17 protein-coding genes are annotated in these 18,129 nt (G+C 39.7%); 8 read left to right on the plus strand and 9 right to left on the minus strand.

The window, feature by feature from the left end; all coding sequences use genetic code 11:
* Nucleotides 1-75 precede the first annotated feature (75 nt).
* Nucleotides 76-597 carry an NADPH-dependent FMN reductase gene (locus HS960_RS22215; RefSeq protein WP_159727449.1) on the minus strand — a complete coding sequence of 174 codons (522 nt, stop codon included), beginning with the start codon at nt 595-597 and terminating at the stop codon, nt 76-78.
* 227 nt (nt 598-824) lie between these two features.
* Between HS960_RS22215 and HS960_RS22220 the strand changes: the two genes are divergently transcribed.
* The 5 genes from HS960_RS22220 to lepB all read left to right on the plus strand — a co-directional run bounded on the left by HS960_RS22220 (nt 825) and on the right by lepB (nt 5,797).
* Nucleotides 825-1,622, plus strand: a complete 798-nt coding sequence (locus tag HS960_RS22220; RefSeq protein WP_070561294.1) for a ParA family protein — start codon at nt 825-827, stop codon at nt 1,620-1,622.
* Nucleotide 1,623: 1 nt separating this feature from the next.
* The gene (locus tag HS960_RS22225; protein WP_153844366.1) at nt 1,624-2,559 is read left to right on the plus strand and encodes a ParB/RepB/Spo0J family partition protein; all 936 of its coding nucleotides are present in this window, start codon (nt 1,624-1,626) and stop codon (nt 2,557-2,559) included.
* Nucleotide 2,560: 1 nt separating this feature from the next.
* Entirely contained in the window at nt 2,561-3,283 is a 723-nt protein-coding gene (locus tag HS960_RS22230) for a DUF5683 domain-containing protein (RefSeq protein ID WP_120335101.1), read from the plus strand.
* Between the two features lie 185 nt (nt 3,284-3,468).
* Complete coding sequence (gene dapB / locus HS960_RS22235; RefSeq protein ID WP_153844365.1) at nt 3,469-4,212, plus strand: 4-hydroxy-tetrahydrodipicolinate reductase; 744 nt, start codon at nt 3,469-3,471, stop codon at nt 4,210-4,212.
* A 16-nt stretch (nt 4,213-4,228) separates the two neighbouring features.
* Nucleotides 4,229-5,797: a signal peptidase I gene (lepB, locus tag HS960_RS22240; RefSeq protein ID WP_153844364.1), complete on the plus strand. Its 1,569-nt coding sequence runs from the start codon at nt 4,229-4,231 to the stop codon at nt 5,795-5,797.
* Between the two features lie 153 nt (nt 5,798-5,950).
* Here lepB and HS960_RS22245 read toward each other — a convergent pair whose 3' ends face one another.
* The gene (locus tag HS960_RS22245; RefSeq protein WP_159727442.1) at nt 5,951-6,667 is read right to left on the minus strand and encodes a pyridoxine 5'-phosphate synthase; all 717 of its coding nucleotides are present in this window, start codon (nt 6,665-6,667) and stop codon (nt 5,951-5,953) included.
* Between the two features lie 60 nt (nt 6,668-6,727).
* On the opposite strand from HS960_RS22245, the gene cdaA reads away from it, so the two are divergent.
* The gene (cdaA, locus tag HS960_RS22250) at nt 6,728-7,522 is read left to right on the plus strand and encodes a diadenylate cyclase CdaA (protein ID WP_182330648.1); all 795 of its coding nucleotides are present in this window, start codon (nt 6,728-6,730) and stop codon (nt 7,520-7,522) included.
* Between the two features lie 89 nt (nt 7,523-7,611).
* Here cdaA and HS960_RS22255 read toward each other — a convergent pair whose 3' ends face one another.
* From HS960_RS22255 to HS960_RS22275, 5 genes are all read right to left on the minus strand, one after another.
* A complete protein-coding gene (locus tag HS960_RS22255; RefSeq protein WP_153844362.1) occupies nt 7,612-8,457 on the minus strand; it encodes a DUF2911 domain-containing protein in 846 nt (281 codons plus the stop codon).
* Between the two features lie 236 nt (nt 8,458-8,693).
* Complete coding sequence (gene gluP / locus HS960_RS22260) at nt 8,694-9,986, minus strand: glucose/galactose MFS transporter (RefSeq protein WP_153844361.1); 1,293 nt, start codon at nt 9,984-9,986, stop codon at nt 8,694-8,696.
* A 302-nt stretch (nt 9,987-10,288) separates the two neighbouring features.
* Nucleotides 10,289-10,714 (minus strand): hotdog fold thioesterase, encoded by a 426-nt coding sequence (locus HS960_RS22265; protein WP_046673622.1) that lies wholly within the window; start codon nt 10,712-10,714, stop codon nt 10,289-10,291.
* Nucleotides 10,680-11,228, minus strand: a complete 549-nt coding sequence (locus HS960_RS22270) for a DinB family protein (protein WP_153844360.1) — start codon at nt 11,226-11,228, stop codon at nt 10,680-10,682. The genes HS960_RS22265 and HS960_RS22270 overlap by 35 nt, the downstream gene beginning before the upstream one ends.
* On the minus strand, nt 11,209-12,438 hold the full coding sequence (locus HS960_RS22275; RefSeq protein WP_153844359.1) for a sensor histidine kinase: 1,230 nt from the start codon (nt 12,436-12,438) through the stop codon (nt 11,209-11,211). The genes HS960_RS22270 and HS960_RS22275 overlap by 20 nt, the downstream gene beginning before the upstream one ends.
* Nucleotides 12,439-12,559: 121 nt before the next feature.
* On the opposite strand from HS960_RS22275, the gene gltX reads away from it, so the two are divergent.
* Nucleotides 12,560-14,080 (plus strand): glutamate--tRNA ligase, encoded by a 1,521-nt coding sequence (gltX, locus tag HS960_RS22280; RefSeq protein WP_182330649.1) that lies wholly within the window; start codon nt 12,560-12,562, stop codon nt 14,078-14,080.
* 217 nt (nt 14,081-14,297) lie between these two features.
* Here the strand turns inward: gltX and HS960_RS22285 are convergent, their stop codons facing one another.
* Complete coding sequence (locus tag HS960_RS22285) at nt 14,298-15,875, minus strand: MFS transporter (RefSeq protein ID WP_159727438.1); 1,578 nt, start codon at nt 15,873-15,875, stop codon at nt 14,298-14,300.
* Between the two features lie 6 nt (nt 15,876-15,881).
* On the minus strand, nt 15,882-16,931 hold the full coding sequence (locus HS960_RS22290) for an HlyD family secretion protein (RefSeq protein WP_159727436.1): 1,050 nt from the start codon (nt 16,929-16,931) through the stop codon (nt 15,882-15,884).
* A 380-nt stretch (nt 16,932-17,311) separates the two neighbouring features.
* Between HS960_RS22290 and HS960_RS22295 the strand changes: the two genes are divergently transcribed.
* Nucleotides 17,312-18,121: an AraC family transcriptional regulator gene (locus HS960_RS22295; protein ID WP_159727434.1), complete on the plus strand. Its 810-nt coding sequence runs from the start codon at nt 17,312-17,314 to the stop codon at nt 18,119-18,121.
* The last annotated feature ends 8 nt before the right edge of the window (nt 18,122-18,129 follow it).

Raw genomic sequence — 18,129 nt, forward strand, 5'->3', positions numbered from 1 at the left:
AATCCTTGTTTCACTGTTCACGGGGAGGATTAATTTTAGGGTGAATTCGTTATCGTGGCTACTCAAGCCAGTGTATTAAAACCGGATAATCTCCTCAATCTGTTCGTTGATGAATTGCAGCGTATCTTCTTTGAATAACTGCCCGTCGTCATTCAGTTCGTTCTGAACATTGGGTAGAAAGATCTTGAGGGGAAGCACGTGCATTCTTAAGTAGTGGCATATGCCAGTCAGATGATCGATGCCGCGGAGGTTGCCATAGCGTCCTGAAGACAGTCCGACCAATGCAACTTTCTTGTGATAAAAGCTGATCGGAAAAGTGCAGCAATCGATAAAAAGCTTGAGCGCTCCTGGTATACTTCCGTTGTATTCTGGTGCGATGAAAATAAACAGTTCCGCTTTACTGACCTTTTCTTGGATAGGTTCAAATGCTGTACTTCTTTTTCCATAAAGATCTGTTTCTAAAATGTTTGCTGGCAGATCTTCCAGCGAAAAGATGTCACTTTCAATTGACTTACGATCAAGTAATTGCTGGTAGCACTTTGCTATTTTTAACGTCTTACTATTGGGACGGTTTGTTCCGGATATTATTAAAATCATTGTGTTGTTGATACTTATAAAAAGCGCAGTTTCAAAGTGGATACATATCTTGATTTTTTGTATCTTAGCATCCTGAGGATATGTGCTTTCGATCAATCAAAAGTACGAAATATGCTGAATTTGTTTTGTTAATTTGAATTACGGATAAAAAATTTGGCAAATTGATCTTCAAAGAAGTGAAATGTGGAATAAAATGACATTTTAATTAAGAAAGGTTTTCATTCAAGATGGGAAAAGTAATTGCAATCGCAAATCAAAAGGGTGGGGTCGGAAAAACCACAACGTCAATTAATTTGGCGGCTAGTTTGGCGGTTTTAGAATATAAAACATTGTTGGTCGATGCAGATCCCCAAGCAAACTCTACTTCTGGGATTGGCTTTGACCCTCGTACAATCAGCGCAAGTGTATACGAATGTTTAGTGAATGATTTGGATCCTCGTGAGGCTATTCAGTCAACAGAAACACCAAATTTGGATCTTTTACCGGCTCATATTGATTTGGTTGGGGCAGAAATTGAGATGATCAATATGCACGAAAGGGAGTACAAGATGAAAAAAATCTTGGATCAGGTGAAACAGGATTATGATTTTATTATCATCGATTGTTCGCCTTCCTTAGGCTTAATTACAATCAATGCACTATCTGCTTCGGACTCAGTCATCATTCCGGTACAGTGCGAATACTTTGCCCTAGAAGGACTTGGTAAGTTGTTGAACACAATTAAAATAGTTCAAAACCGTTTAAATACAAGTTTGGAGATCGAAGGAATTTTGTTGACCATGTATGATGTTCGCTTAAGATTGTCAAATCAGGTGGTCGAGGAAGTGAAAACACATTTCACAGATTTAGTTTTTGATACGATTATTCAGCGAAATACCCGTTTGAGCGAAGCTCCAAGCTTTGGAATTTCTGTTATCATGCATGATGCGTCCTGTAAAGGGGCAATCAACTATTTGAACTTGGCGCGAGAGATTTTACAAAAAAACGGGCATCTTAATGAAATGAATAAAACAGTAACCGCATAATATGGCAGCACATCAGCGTAAAACAGGACTGGGAAGAGGCTTAGGTGCGCTATTAAACGATAGTGTAGAAGTTCCTGCTAAAAGTAATCAGCAAGTAGAAGAAGCTCCTCTAGTTACATCAACTGCTGTAAAAACAACAAAAGAGAATGGCAGTATCAGCCATGTTCGTGTAGAAGAAATATCTGTCAACCCTTTTCAGCCGCGTACAGAATTTGATCCGGTTGCCTTACAGGAGTTATCGGAATCGATTATTTTACAAGGATTAATTCAGCCGATTACCGTACGTAAAATTTCGGACGGTAATTATCAGTTGATCTCCGGAGAGCGACGTCTCCGTGCTTCACGCCTGGCCGGTATTACCGAAATTCCAGCGTATATCCGTACCGCCAACGACCAGCAGATGCTGGAAATGGCCCTGATTGAGAATATTCAGCGGGAGAACCTAAATGCGATTGAAGTAGCCTTGAGCTTTCAGCGCATGATTGAGGAATGTAATCTAAAACAGGAAGAATTGGGTGAGCGTGTCAGCAAAAACCGTTCTACTGTTACAAATTATCTCCGTTTATTAAAACTCCCACCTGTCATTCAAGCGGCAATACGCGATGGCGCATTGACCATGGGACATGCTCGTGCTTTGATTAATATTCCGGAGGTTGATAAGCAGCTTTATATCTTTAAGTTGATTATTGATCAAGGTTTATCCGTTCGTAAGGCGGAGGAGTTGGTTCGTGAGTTACAAAAAGGAGGTAAGAAAAAAGCTGGAAAAGATAATGCTCCGATGTCTTTTCAATTGCAGAAAATTGAAGATGATCTGGCGTCAAAATTTTCTTCTCGCGTCAAATTGAATCTGAAGAGCACAAAAGGAAAAGGAGCAATTGAGATCCCTTTTGAATCGGAAGATGATTTAAGTCGCATTCTTGAATTGTTAGATTGGTAATATGGCCAAGTTAATAAGCTTGATATTTGCGGTGTTTGCACTGTCGGTGGTACATGGACAGACTGTGGATACAATTCCTAAGAAACAAATAGCACCAGTCAAAATAGATAGCATAAAACAAAAATCGGTACAGGATACCGTAAAGAAAGAGTCTCGGAAGGAACGTAAAAAACGGGAGAAGGAGGAGGCTAAGGCGAAAGAGAAGGTTGTGTTTAAGGATTCGACACGCTTGGCTATTGAAGCAAAAAATAAACAGGCTTGGAAACGCTCTTTGGTTCTTCCAGGCTGGGGACAATACACCAACGGTGGCGTTTGGTGGATAAAAGTGCCTGCAATCTATGGTGGCTTAATAACAACCGTACTAGTTTTTGATTTTAATAACCGTTATTATAAGGAACTACTGGGGGTATTACAAGACAAAGCTCTTGGTAAGCCAATTGATCCTTATTACATCGGAATCTCAGACCAATCTATCATCCGTGCAAAAGATAATGCGCGGCGAAATCGAGACCTCATGGTGCTGCTAACCTTAGGTGTTTATGGCCTGAATGTCGCAGAGGCTTATATTGACTCGATGCTTAAATATCGCTGGAGTATTGGTGACGATAAGCCCAAAAAGACTGCTTTCTTAATTGGACCTACTTTAATGGATGCGAGTCTCGCATCGGGAACTTATTCATTTAAACCTACTGTAGGACTTAAATTGACCATGAAATTCAATTAAATCCCGTATTCCTAAAATGATATTTCGATTGGAAATGATTGTTGATCCGGGTTTATCTAATTTGTCTTTTAGTGAATATTGCATATACACGGCCAGTTTAGATTGATGTTTGTGGTTTTTAAACATGGGTATTTCATTGGAATTTTTTAATTTTAAAAATAAACTATACTTTTTTTTCTAAATATATGAACATCATTCTCTTGGGATATGGCAAAATGGGGCAGATTATCGAAAGATACGCGCTGAAAAGAGGCCATCAAATTTTTTTAGTTGTCGATGAACATAATCGTCCCAACCTGACTGCTGATGATATCAAAGGAGCTGATGTCGCAATAGACTTTAGTGTACCTTTCGCGGCACTGGATAATATGAATCTTTGCCTTGAGGCAGGTGTGCCTATTGTCGTCGGAACAACCGGTTGGTATGATCAACTGGAGGAAGTTAAGGCGAAGTGTTTGGAGGCTGATGGTTCCATTTTGTATGGATCTAACTTTTCCATCGGAGTGAACGTGTTCTTCCATATCAATAGAATGTTGGCGAAGGCCCTACAGCCATACAAACAATATGATGTTCAGGTAGAGGAGATACATCACATTCATAAACTTGATGCACCAAGTGGTACAGCAATTACGATTGCTGAGGGGATATTGGATAATAGCGATGTGAAAACCACCTGGGTGAATACTGTTATTGGTGATCAGGATGAAATTATTCCAAAACCACAGGAGCTTTTAATTGAAAGCCATCGTATCGAAGAGGTTCCGGGAACACATACGGTACTTTATAGTTCTGAGGTTGACCAAATAGAGTTTAAGCATACCGCACATAGCCGTGATGGATTTGCTTTAGGAGCTGTAGTTGCTGCTGAATGGTTGAATGGCAAAAGAGGTTTCTATCAGGTTACTGAAATTTTTGATTTTAATAAATAGTACTAATTAGTAGATTATGGGCTTAATTATATTTGCGGTTTTAACAGCAATATCGGGATATGGATTGTGGCAATTGTTTGTTAAAGCTGGCAGAAATGGCTGGGAAGCGATCGTGCCTTTTTATAGCCAGTATATTCAGGCAAAATTGACGGGAAGACCTACATGGTGGGTGATTCTATTACTAGTTCCAATTGTCAATGTCTTTGTTTTCTATAATCTTTATCTTGATTTTATCCATTGTTTTGGAAAACGCCGGTTTTGGGAGAATGCTGCTGCAGTTTTAGTGCCTTTTATTGTTCTGCCAATGTGGGCAAAGGACAATAATGTGCGTTTTTTGAATGGCTTATATGCTAAAAATTTAAAGGCTGCGAGCCAAGATGGTGTTGAATTGACAGCGGAGAAGCGTGCCGAAATTGCACTTGAATCTTATAAAGATTATAAAATTAAATATCCGTACAAGAAATCCATGGTACGCGAATGGGCAGATGCCATCGTATTTGCAACTGTGGCAGCGTCGCTTATTCGTGGCTTTCTGATCGAGGCTTATATGATTCCTACAGGATCTATGGAGCGCACCTTGTTGATCGGGGATTTCTTATTTGTAAGCAAGTTAAATTATGGACCGCGTGTTCCTAACACGCCGATTGCGTTTCCTTTTGCACATCATACGATGCCTATCACTGGAGGAAAAGCGTATTCTGAATTAATTGAACTACCTTATAAACGTTTGCCAGGATTTCAAAAGATTGAACGTAATGATGTCGTTGTTTTCAATTTTCCTGCAGGTGACACTGTTGCACTTGAAAACCAAAATTCAAGTTATTATGATCTTGTTCGAGTTTATGGTTGGCAGACTGTCAATTCTCAGTTTACAATCCAGGCAAGACCTATCGATAAGAGGGAGAACTATATTAAACGCTGTGTTGGATTGCCGGGTGATAAAATTTTCATGAAAGATGCCAAACTCTTTGTGAACGATCAACCGGGATTTGATCCTCCAGAAAGCCAACTGGACTATCTCGTATTAACGGATGGTACCCCATTAAATATGGATAGGTTACGAGAGTTGAGAATAGAAGCGGTCGGCGGGGATCAGCAGCCTGGTGTTTATCAGTTGTTCATGACAAAAGATGAACTAGCCATTGTAAAATCTTGGTCGAATGTCAAAGAAATCAGAAGAAATCCTGGTGGAGAAGGAGCTTATCCGTATGATCCACAATACAAATGGAATTTTGACAATTTTGGACCGATTTTAATCCCGAAGAAAGGATGGACAGTGGCATTAAATGCACAGACTCTGCCTATTTATGAAAGAGCTATCCGTGTTTACGAAAATAACAAGTTGGAAAAACGTTCGGATGGAGTCTATATCAATGATGTGAAAGCAGACCATTATACTTTTAAAATGGATTACTTTTGGATGATGGGTGATAATCGCCATAATTCTTTGGATTCAAGGGGCTGGGGATTTGTTCCAGAGGATCATGTTGTCGGAAAGGCCTTATTTACTTGGATGAGCTGGGACGACATTGGTACCGGACTTTCGAAAATTCGCTGGAACCGTATCTTTAAAGGAATTCATTAATAATTGCAAGTTCAGCAATAGTACCGCTATCTGTGGGGTAATAAAAAGGGCTTTCGTTTAAGAAAGCCCTTTTTCTATTTATGTCTTTTTGTGCAATTCGCTAGGTCACAATAAGCTTATTTATATAGTTCGCGCTCTTCGCCGAACATGCTATTATTTCAAACAAGCTAGATAACGTTTGATCGTTTCTTCTAGTCCTAAGTATAGAGCATCGGCGATGAGGGCATGGCCTATGCTTACTTCCAGGAGTTCGGGGATATGTTGGTTGAAATATTGCAGATTGTTGAGATCTAAGTCATGGCCTGCATTTAGACCTAAACCGACTTCACGTGCTTTTAAGGCTGCTTTGAAATAAGGTTTTATAGCGAGTTCGCTGTCAAAGCCATATTCCGTGGCAAATCCTTCGGTGTAAAGCTCAATGCGATCTGTTCCGGTTTCTGCCGCTGCCTCTACCATTTCTTCGACCGGATCAACAAAGATAGAAACGCGTATACCTGCATCTTTGAACAATTTGCACATATCTTGCAGGTAGGCTTTGTTCTTAATGGTATCCCAGCCATGATTCGAGGTCAATTGTCCTTCGGTATCTGGCACTAAGGTTACTTGTGCTGGTTTATTGGCCAATACGAGGTCAATAAATTTCTGTTCCTGGCAATTTCCTTCAATATTGAGTTCGGTCTGAATTTCTGCTTTTAAGTCAAAGACATCCTGATATCGAATATGTCTTTCATCAGGTCTCGGGTGGACAGTGATACCCTGTGCTCCAAAACGTTCACAGGCTAATGCCGCAGATACTAGATTAGGGTTATTACCACCTCTAGAATTTCTGAGCGTTGCGATTTTATTGATATTTACTGAAAGTCTAGTCATTTTCCTGTATGTTATGTTGTAAAAATACAAATAATATCTATTTTTTTTTAACTTGCATATATGGATGGAATCGACTATAGCCTGTTTAGCGGCTTTCGCCTATTGGACGTTATTGATATCATATTGGTAGCGATTATTATCTACTATATCTATAGTTTGATTAGAGGGACCATTGCCGTTAATATCCTGATTGGCGTAGCACTGTTTTATGGTGTTTACATAGTCGTTAAGCAGATGCATATGCGCTTGCTGACCGAAATATTCGGTGGTTTTATATCTGTAGGGTCCATCGCATTGATTGTCGTGTTCCAACAGGAAATCAGGCGGTTCTTACTGCACGTTGGGAAGAATATATCCATGAAGCGGAAAAAGGTTTTTTGGTCGTTTATCGGGAATAAGAAGGCTATACAAAAGGATTTGACGGAGGATATAAAACCCGTTATTGAAGCCTGTAGAAGCATGTCGCGTACACGGACAGGCGCTTTATTGGTTTTTTCAAAATATTTTGATGAGGAGTATTACCAGAGTAGTGGTGAGTATATCGATGCTCATATTTCGAAGCGTTTGATTGAAAGTATCTTTCATAAAAATAGCCCTTTGCATGATGGTGCAGTCGTTATTGTTGATTTTAAGATTATGACAGCATCTTGTGTGCTACCATTGTCGGATAGTGAGGATTTGCCGCTGCAATTCGGACTACGGCATCGTGCCGCTATTGGGGTGACGGAAATCTCGGATGCGATTGCTGTTATTGTCTCTGAAGAGACCGGTGAGATCTCTTTTGCGAAAGACGGAAATGTCAATATGAACGTTTCCCCAGAAGAACTTGAACAATTGCTAAAAGACGAGCTATAAAACTAAAAGACGAGTTATAAAAAAGGCCTTAAATGCAATGCCCCCAAAAAGTGAGATACTTTCTGGGGGCATTTTTTAGCTATAAATACCTATTTCTTTGCAGCGTTGATAACTTGTGTGTTCAATTTGATGTATTCACTATTTTTATCTGCTGTGGCAACTTCAAGACCTTTCGTTGCAGTTTCTATTGCACCTTTTTTATCGCCAGCTTTTAATTGAGCTTTTGCTTTCCAATAAAGGACGTGGGCAGCTTTAGGTTGAGCTTTGGCAGCTTCGTCAAACCAGTTTAGCGCTTTATTTAGATCTAAGTTATTACTGAAGTAATATTGGGCTGCGGCAAAATAAGGTTTTTTCTCGCCCTTCATAGCCTCGTCGATCGAAGCTAATATTTTAGCCTGTTGATTGACTTTGAGATCAACCTTTACTGACGTTTTTTCCCAAACCAAACTCAATACAGCACCTGTAGGTGTAACATTGTCAAAAGAGATGGTAAATGTCTCCACTGGAGTTGCTAAGGTCTGAGGTTTAACATTGAAGCGTAAGGCATCTTCGGTTTGTTTATAGGTATAAGCGCCCCATTGTTTTGTGTTTTTACTGATGATGATGGTCCATTCCGATTTGTTCGGTATCGTGAAAAGAGCATAGGTTCCGGCGGAAAGCTTATGTCCATTCAACTCAACATCACCTTCAAAGGTTAATGTGGTATTTGTATTTGCACCTGTGCGCCATATTTCGTTGTAAGGAACAAGATCACCAAAAATCTTACGACCGTTCATGCTAGGTCTGCTGTAATTAAGGGTTACGTTTTCAATACCTAGTCCTTGTGTAACTGTCTGTGAGCTACTTGCTGCAGGTAGCTTTAGCTGAGCAAAAGATTCGTTGGCCGTAAACATCATTGTTGCGGCAATGGCAATTGCAAAAAGATTCTTTTTCATCTGTATCATTGTTTGTTTTGTTGTGTGCTTGATCCGGTGGTTCAACGTGCTATTGACAGGCATTTCATTTGACCATACTTTCTATTTTTTCTATGAAAAAAGAAACCCTTGTTATAGAGGATCTGTCATATGTATGGCTTTTAAAGCATCTATCTCCTAAAAATAGGAAGAATTTTAAGAAAAAATGGCATCTATTTTTAGATGCCATTTTTTCTTAAATATAAGATGGATTTACGTTAATTCGTTTTGCCAACCTTATGGCCTACTATAGAGAAAAACATAATGTATAGATAGCCCGGAATCATTGCATATAAGAATGCGTGTTGAAAATCAATATGTAAATGATCTTTTAACAATCCGTAGATCAAAGGCCATATAGCACCACCTGCAATACCCATAATCATGATGGCTGACCCTGTTTTCGTGAACTTTCCAAGGCCTTTAATTCCTAGCGGGAAGATAGCTGGCCACATGAGGGAGTTAGCGATTCCTAACAAGGCAACGAATATAAATGAAGTTGTACCGGTCGTAAAAACAGAAATAATGGTAAATGTGATGCCAATGATTGTGCAAATGCGTAAGGCCATTTGTTGTGATACAAATCTTGGAATAGAAATGATACCAATAATATAACCGATCAACATACAAGCGAGTGTAAATGCTGTTGCATAGGTTGTAAAGAAAGGATCAACTTTCAGTTCGCGTGCATAGACGCCAATGATATCGCCTGCCATAACTTCGACGGCCACACAGAAGAAAATTGCCAAAGCCCCCAAGAACAAATGTGGATATTGAAATATCGATGTTTTCTTTGCTGCCACAGTTCCGCTTTCTGCGCTGGTTTCTTCTTCTGCATCCATATCGACCTCAGGCAAGTGTGTGAACTTTAAGAAAATTGCGAAGGCAACGAAAATAATTGCAAGAGAGATATACGGTGTGTGTACGCGTTGAAGAAGATCATCTAAGATCGCATTCTTTTGGACAAGATCCGCTGTTGCTTCTAATTTTGCTGTTACTTTTTGAGCATCTTTTAAAAAGAGTGTTCCGAAAAGGATAGGTACAATAATACCGGCCGATTTATTGAAAAAACCAGCAATTGAGATGCGTTGTGCAGCACTATCAATGGGGCCAATAATACTTAAGTAAGGGTTAACGGCTGTTTGTAACAATGCCATTCCTGAACCTTGGATGAAGATTCCTGTTAAAAATAGGCCATAGCTTCTATTATCTGCTGCAGGAATAAAGATCAGAGACCCTAAACCTAATATAATAAGACTGACAACTAAACCATTTTGGAAACCAATTTTTTTAATGATGACTGAGCTTGGAAGTGCTAGGAAAAAATAAGCAATGTAGGAAGCAAAGGTTACGAAGAAAGCTTGTAAATCTGTTTCGAGGTTACAAGCAATTTTTAAGAATGGAATTAAGGTTCCGTTTGCCCAGGTAATAAAACCGAGGATAAAAAATAAACCACAGCAGATGGCCATAGGGCGAAAGGCTGTTTTACCAACGTTAGGATTAGTGGTCATGTTTTGTTTTATTATATTTAGTTAAGTTATCGTTCGAGGATTGGTAAATCAGTAGGAATAAGGAATGAACAAACGATTGCGCTTCATAATTACTGATTTTTAAAGTATCCATCCTACAAGACTACTTAAATTTCTTGAATATTGGAAATAAATAAAGGCATATTTTTGGGGGATTTTGATAATTAATTGACAAAAAAAAGAAGGATAAATTGTGAAATTTATCCTTCTTTGCTTATAAATATTGTCGAATTGTAATTGGATCGAGGTGATAAATCGAGTTAGCAGGAGTCGTATAGTTATCGTTATTTTGGAACGATAGCTACTGTGAGTCTTGAGATACAATTTAATTTGTTGAAGCGATCGTACATCTTTATTTCCCAAATATGTGTGGACCGACCAATGTGTATTGGACTACATTTTGCTGTAATTACTCCACTACTTACCGGGCGTATATGATTAGCATTTACCTCAAGTCCAACTCCGCGGTATTTTTCTGGATCAACCACGAGGTTAGATGCGATACTTCCCAAAGACTCCGCCAGAACGACAGAAGCACCACCATGTAAAATACCATGTGGTTGTTTGACTTTATCTGTCACCGGCATGGTCGCTGTGATGGAGTTGTCATCAATTTCTGTCGCTTGAATCTCGAGCAGACCCGATAGGTATTTGTTGAAAAATACGTTTATTTCCTCAATGCTGTAATGCTGAAACCAAATTTTTGACATCGTCTGAGTTTAAATAGCGTTCTTGGATAATGATGCGATGATGATTGAGGTGGCCCGCAATGACATACAAGAGCGCTTTTACACTTGTTAGCCGTTCAGATGCCATCCCTTTACGTTCTAATTCAGCCTCATTAAAACTATTGAAAAGCATCATGTTCGCTTTGCGGAGAAAAGTAAATTCTTTGCTCAGGCTTTCTAAGGTGCGATCGTTGTAACGGGAATACTGAATGAGGTAGTCTTGGTCGTATCCGGCTAGCTCTTTAAGGTCGTTACGTGAAAAACGCAATGCTCGGTAAGCCATGATACGCTCATTATCGATGACGTGGCCAACAACTTCTTTGATTGTCCACTTATCTTCGGCGTATTTAAAATTACCTCTTTCCTCTGGTATCGTGTCCAGAAATGCTGGAAAGGAGAGCGTTTGTTCTTCTAGTGCATCAAACACGTTATCGACGACAGTCTCAATATAAGGCGCGTAGACTGCTGGATATTCGTCAGATTTGAGTGGCTTCATATTTTAAATTGCTTTTTAAGATTATTCGAAATGTTGTTCCTTTACCTACTTCAGATTCTTTTACAAAAATTTGCCCTTGGTGGTACCGCACCATTCTTTTTGTCAGACTAAGGCCAAGCCCCCAACCTCTTTTCCGAGTTGTGAACCCTGGCTGGAAAACAGATTCAAAATTTGATCTCGGAATTCCTTTGCCCGTATCACTAATGTCTATAAAAATTTCTTCTTTCGCAATATTTTCTGAAATATTAACAGTTATCTTTCCTTCTGTGCCAATGGCGTTTACTCCGTTTTTCAATAAATTTTCGATAATCCAATCAAAGAGTGGAATATTAAGCTGTGCTTCAAGATGTGTGTCGCCTTTTAATTCGAAAGCAATTTTATTACTGGTTCGTACGCGAAAATAATCCATGTAATTTTTGATGACATCATACAGGTTATGGTTAGTCAGCACGGGAGTAGATCCTATTTTCGAAAAGCGATCAGCGACGATTTCAAGTCGCTTAATGTCATTTTCCATTTCATTTAGGGTATCATCTTCTTCGGCATCGAATTTTATGCGAATCAATTCTAACCAACCCATCAACGACGAAATAGGGGTGCCTAACTGATGTGCGGCTTCTTTCGTGAGCCCTACCCAAACGAGATTTTGTTCGGATTTCCGGATAGAATTGAAAACGGTATAAGCAATAATGAGAAAGAGTGCAATCAGCGATAGTTGCACATAAGGAAACACCCTTAACTGTTGTAAAAACCATGAATCTTTATAATAAACACGCCATTTTTGTCCATTTTCCAATTCCAACGTAATGGGCGGATGGCTTTTCTTCATAAATGCAAGCTGTTTTTGGAAATAGGCCGGGTCATAATCGAGATGCTTTGTAACACTGTCGTTGTGTCCGGGTTTAATATTTGTCTTTGTGGAATCGAGGTTGCGCCAGAAAATAATGTCTTCCTTGTCGTCAGTAATAATTGCGGGTAAATTTAGACTATCTCTTACGGCGTAAATAAATGTAATGAATTCATCATCAACGTCGGGCATGGTCATGATATTTTTGGTACTCATGGCCCATACCTCAGCCTTCGAACGTTCGGCATGTGCAAGATTTCGAACGAGGTAATTGGTATAAACCAGCGAGGCGACAGCAATGACTGCGGCAAAGATAAGCAAGATAAATTTCCAGCGTTGCTGGGTAATCTGAGAGGGTTTCATGATTCCGTATTCGTGTCCTTAATTTGCAAATTACTGAATAAATGTCTGTTTTCTGCACTTTTATTTCATTGAAGAAGTTATGGTGCCGCCCAAATCAAAAATTTTGTGGTAATTTTGCGACATGAGTTCAGAAAGAAAAGTAAGAGTGCGTTTTGCACCAAGCCCGACAGGTGGTCTTCACCTTGGTGGGGTACGTACAGCTTTGTTTAATTTTCTCTATGCGCGTCAGCATCAGGGAGATTTTATTTTACGTGTCGAGGATACGGACCAAACTCGTTTTGTCCCAGGTGCTGAGGAATATATCAACGAATGCTTAGCATGGTGTGGTTTGACTCCAGATGAAAGCCCATTAAAAGGAGGCGAGTACGGACCTTACCGTCAAAGTGAGCGAAAACCATCTTACCGGAAATATGCTGAACAGCTGATCGAGAATGGTTATGCTTATTATGCTTTTGACACAGCAGAGGAGCTGGATGAGCAGCGTAAGTTGCAGCCTAATTTTCGCTATAGCCACGAGAACAGACTTCAATTACGTAATTCATTGAGTTTGTCTGAGGCTGAAACTCAACAATTATTGGATGCGGGCACTCCGCACACCATCCGTATAAAGATTCCAACAGATGAAACGGTATCATTCACTGATATGATCCGTGGAAAGGTTGCTTTTGATACAAATCTTGTCGATGATAAGGTATTGCTTAAGGCAGATGGCATGCCGACTTATCACCTCGCTGTTGTTGTAGATGATAAGGCCATGGAAATATCGCATGTATTCCGTGGTGAAGAGTGGTTGCCTTCGGCACCTATCCACATCTTATTGTGGGAATACCTCGGTTGGGGAGATAGCATGCCAGGCTGGGCGCACCTTCCGTTGATTCTTAAACCAGATGGAAACGGTAAACTAAGCAAGCGTGACGGCGATCGTTTGGGTTTCCCTGTTTATGCTATGAACTGGACCGATGCTAAATCTGGCGATACAACAAAAGGATTCCGTGAGATGGGCTTCTTACCCGAGGCTTTTGTCAATATGCTCGGCGTGTTAGGTTGGAATGATGGCACTGAACAGGAGCTTTTCTCCTTAGATGAATTGATTCAAAAATTTGGTGTTGACCGTATCAGTAAAGCCGGTGCGAAATTTGATTTTGAAAAAGCAAAATGGTTCAACCATGAATGGATTAAACGCACGTCGACAGAATCCTTGTTGCCACAGATCAAAACAGTATTGGAACATCATCAAGTAGATGCCAATGAAGCTTACGTGAGCAGGGTATTGGATGCTGTGAAAGAGCGTTTAACTTTTGTTGAGGACTTTTGGAGTCAGGCGTCTTTCTTCTTTTTGCAACCTGCGGAATATGATTTGAATGCTGTAAAGCCTAAGTGGTCTGCTGAAAAAACAGCATTTTTTGAGGGTATAAACCAATCATTAGAAGGATTTGATACGTGGAAAGCTGCTGAATTGGAACCTTTCTTCAAAGATGCGATTCAGGCATCGGGAATGAAAATGGGCGAACTGATGATGCCATTCCGGATTATGTTGGTAGGCGGTAAATTTGGACCAGATGTCTTTCAGATTGTTGAATTGCTCGGCAAAAACGAGGTAATATCACGTGTGAAAAAAGCACTTAAAGAATTTGATGCTTAAATAGATTAAGTACGGAATATCGAAAAGGGGTTGTCTGCATTGATTTGCAAACAGCCCCTTTTTTTGAAAGAACCTGTTTAGTTGATTCGTATTGTTTTTATTAAGGCATCAATGAGCTCGTGATACTCGGTTTATTAGGCAAAAGGAATCTCCGGTTCGCGTTCATTGCTGTTTGCGAAAGCATGAAAGTTGTATATAGGAGATTTAGCTGCCTCGTTTACAAGTATGGCATCCTTAGGCGCATGAAAAGTGTTTTGGCTGGGCCGAATAAAAATATTAGCCCTGTTATCAGCATTCCCAGGATTCCCAGATAAGTAAATATCTCCATGTTACTGATTAGTGACGCTTGCTGACTTAGGGTTCCCGAAATACTTTTGCTTGCAATACGGTTTGCTATCTGATCGCCATATATTCCGGTATATTTCTCGATTAATGTATTCCAATAGTTTATTGTCAGTGGGTTGCTTGTATTCAGTGTCTGTTCGAGTTGAATATAATGCTTTTGATTTAGTGTATAGCTGGCATTTTGAATAAGTGCAAATCCGACATTGGTACTCCAAAATCGAACGGTTGTGCCCATGAGGCCTGCATTGCCAATATGATGGGATTCTACACCTGTCAAAATATAAATAACCAGTGGTGTAAAAAGCCAGCCCTGTCCGATTCCTTGAATAAACAAAGGAAGACCGATTGCCCAGATTGTTGTATCAGGGTAAAATGTGGGTACAAATAGAAAACATGAAGTCGCCAATATCAAAAAGCCAAAACCAAAGATATATTTAGGCGATACATCGCGCAGGAGTAAGAAACCTGAACTGCCAACACCCAGTATTGTACCAAGCACATTGATGTACTGTACATCAACAATATAATGCCATGGCCACTTCCATACGGTAGCCATCACTGTGTATACATTATTGAGACAGCTGCGAATAATATAAAAGAGAAAAAAAAGTATAACACCAAAGATCACATTTTTGTATCTGAGGATCTCAAAATGAAAAAGCGGTCTTTTGACCATCCTCTGTTTAATGATGAAAAGTGCTCCGAAAATAAGGAAAAGTGCGAAGTTAATGGTGATCGTGGAGCATTCAAACCAATAGTATTTGCGACCATAAATTAAAACGTAGGCCCCGCAGCTCAATGATATCAATAAAAATAGACAGCTGGCCAGATCCAGTTGATAGAGTGGGAACTTTTTACCCAAACGATTATTGTTGAGTAACAGCAAGGCTATTGCAATCACTATCAAATGCCAATAGAGCACGACATGGATCATATCTTGCCATCCGTAGTCCATTATGCTTTCTTTGAGTAAGGATGTCGTCAAAGTTGATCCTGTAAGCATAAAGGTATATAGGAAAAAATAGGCGATCGTTCGGCTTTTGTTATGCTTAATCTGCATCATAAGCAGCGGAAGAAAGCATGCCCCTTCCAGTACACAGAAAATACCTTCGATCACGCGGAGAATACCAATAAGGAAAGGGTCTCTTGTAAGTGAAATACCGAGTAGAATCAGGATGGAGAGGCTACAGGTCAAGAGTATGTATGTCCTTACCCTAAAAAACGAAAATAGCCTTTGAAATATAAGTAAGGTAACGACAATGGCACCATACATCAAGGATAGATAATACTGAATATCTTCGGCTTCAATGTCCAGCACCGAAGCGGTAAATGCTGTATTGGAATGGAAAAGCGACATTAACATGAGGTGTGGAAACATCGCTACGATCATAAGCGGGAGTTTTATCCATTCGGGCACCCAGCTGTAGTATAAAGATTTGTTCGTACTCATGGGCGATTAGGATTGATGGGCAGCATGGATAACGACATTCATACCGGCACGTAATTTCTTCAGATCCTGTTTTGGATCAAATACAATTTTAATGGGAATTCGTTGCTCAATCTTTACGAAATTTCCGGTTGCATTGTCTTGTGGTATCAGGGCAAATTTGGAACCTGATGCCGGAGAAAATGAGTGAATTTTTCCTTTAAAACTGAGTTTGGGAAAAGCGTCTACCTGTATAGTAACTATAGTGCCTTCTGCAAGATTTTCGAGTTGAGTTTCCCTAAAGTTAGCGTTGATCCATTTCTCTTCACTAATGACATTGGCAAGTGTCTGACCTTCCTTTACATATTGTCCTGCTTGGATGGTTCGTTTTCCAACGAAGCCATCATAAGGTGCTGTAACTACGGTGTACGAAAGAAAAAGCTGTGCATTTGTTTTTGCAGCCTTTTTGATATTGATATTGGCTCTTGCCGGTAACTCGCTTGCTTTTTCTTTGTAGGTGTTTAGTTGAGCTGAATTATATTCTTCGGTTGTGGTGTGCAATTGTGCCAATGCTATATCATATGCTGCTTTGGCATTATCGTACTGTTGTTTGGTCGCAGCCTCTGCTTCAAATAAATTCTTGAATCGATTGTAATCCTGTTCGGTCTGCCATACACTTACTTTTGCAGCTTCTAATCTTGCCTTTTGAACGGAAATGCTATTGGCTGTGGCATTGGCTGTTTTGCTGATTACCTCAATATTGCTCTGGCTACTTTGGAGTTCGGCATTCGCCATATCAACCTTGGTTTGATACTCACTGGCATCTATAATTAATAAAGTGTCGCCCCGATGTACATATTGGTTTTCCTCAAATCGTACCTCCTTGATAAAACCAGAGACTCTACTGGCAATAGGTGTCAAGTATTGATCGATTTGTGCGTCATTTGTTGTTACATATTGATTGGTAAAAATGAGGTGTCTGACTAAGACGCCAATACCGGTCAATAATAATAGGCTGGCAAATATGACGAGCATTTTATTAAATCCTTTTGTTTTGTCTTTTTTATCTTCTTTATTCATTATTGTTTTGATTGCGCGATTTTAATAGCCTGCTTTATGTGCTTATAGTGTGTCAACACAGGCTAACTGTATAATTTTAGCATCAATTAAATTTGCAGTTGATTTTTTTTATTTAATCCTATGTTGTAGGGGACTTTTAAAAATTTAATTAAAGCCCGTTGTGCCAGTATTCAGTTTCGCTTATGATGTACTCGGAGTAGCAATTTTTCTGTTTTTGCATTTTACTTAAATTTGAATCCTTGGAATATCGATCAGCTCATCCGAATGCTTGAGAATATGGCCGTACAAAGATACTGTGGGATGGAAATGTTTTGTTTTGTATAGTCGGACGGATATTTGTTCGTTTGCGCCATATTGTAGAAAAAGTGTAATTTTAGATTATGGAAGAGGAAAAACTTGCAGCTATAGATGCTGACCGATATGACTTTTATGTAGACCACATGTATGTCGATCGTATCGATTCTCGCGAGTACAAACATAAAAAGGCGCGGCTGATCTATGCTGACGGTGGTATTATTCATGTGTTTACGACAACAAAGCACTGGTATTTGCCAGCAAGGTTTTATATGTGGATTCCGGCAAATACAACTTATCATCTGGAGAGCACAAGCTCTCGTATCCCGCTATATAGTTTTTATTTCAAGCAGCAGCAGCATATGCCGTCTGTACTTTCAACGCCGAATATATTTCTTAGTAATGATCTGGTACGTGAAATGTTTTTATTTGCTCAGGATTGGAGCGGAGGGGTTAGCAAAACGGCTGATTATTCAAAATACTGTCTCTTGCGTGCGATGATGGCGATTATTCCGGATACGAGTTCACCAATAGATGCTTTTCCGATGCAACATCCCTATCCTAAAAGTGAAAAGCTCAGGAGTGTGGCTAGATATCTGAACAGTAACATTGATCAGGCCTATACCATTGAACAGATTGCGGCGCAATTCGGTATGAGCAGCCGCTCATTGTCACGTTTGTTTAAAGAAGATATGGGGATTAGTTATATCCGGTTTTTAAGAGCCATACGAATTGCGAAAGCTCTGGAACTGATGTCCGAGAATAGCTACTCCATTCTAGAAATAGCTATGCGAGTGGGATACAACGAGCTGTCTTCTTTTAGCAATATTTTTACGCGTGTAACGGGTATCCGTCCATCGATATATATGGCGAAGATTAATGGATATAAAGAGTAATGTTTTTA

Source organism: Sphingobacterium paramultivorum (assembly GCF_014109745.1).
Taxonomy (GTDB): Bacteria; Bacteroidota; Bacteroidia; order Sphingobacteriales; family Sphingobacteriaceae; genus Sphingobacterium; species Sphingobacterium paramultivorum.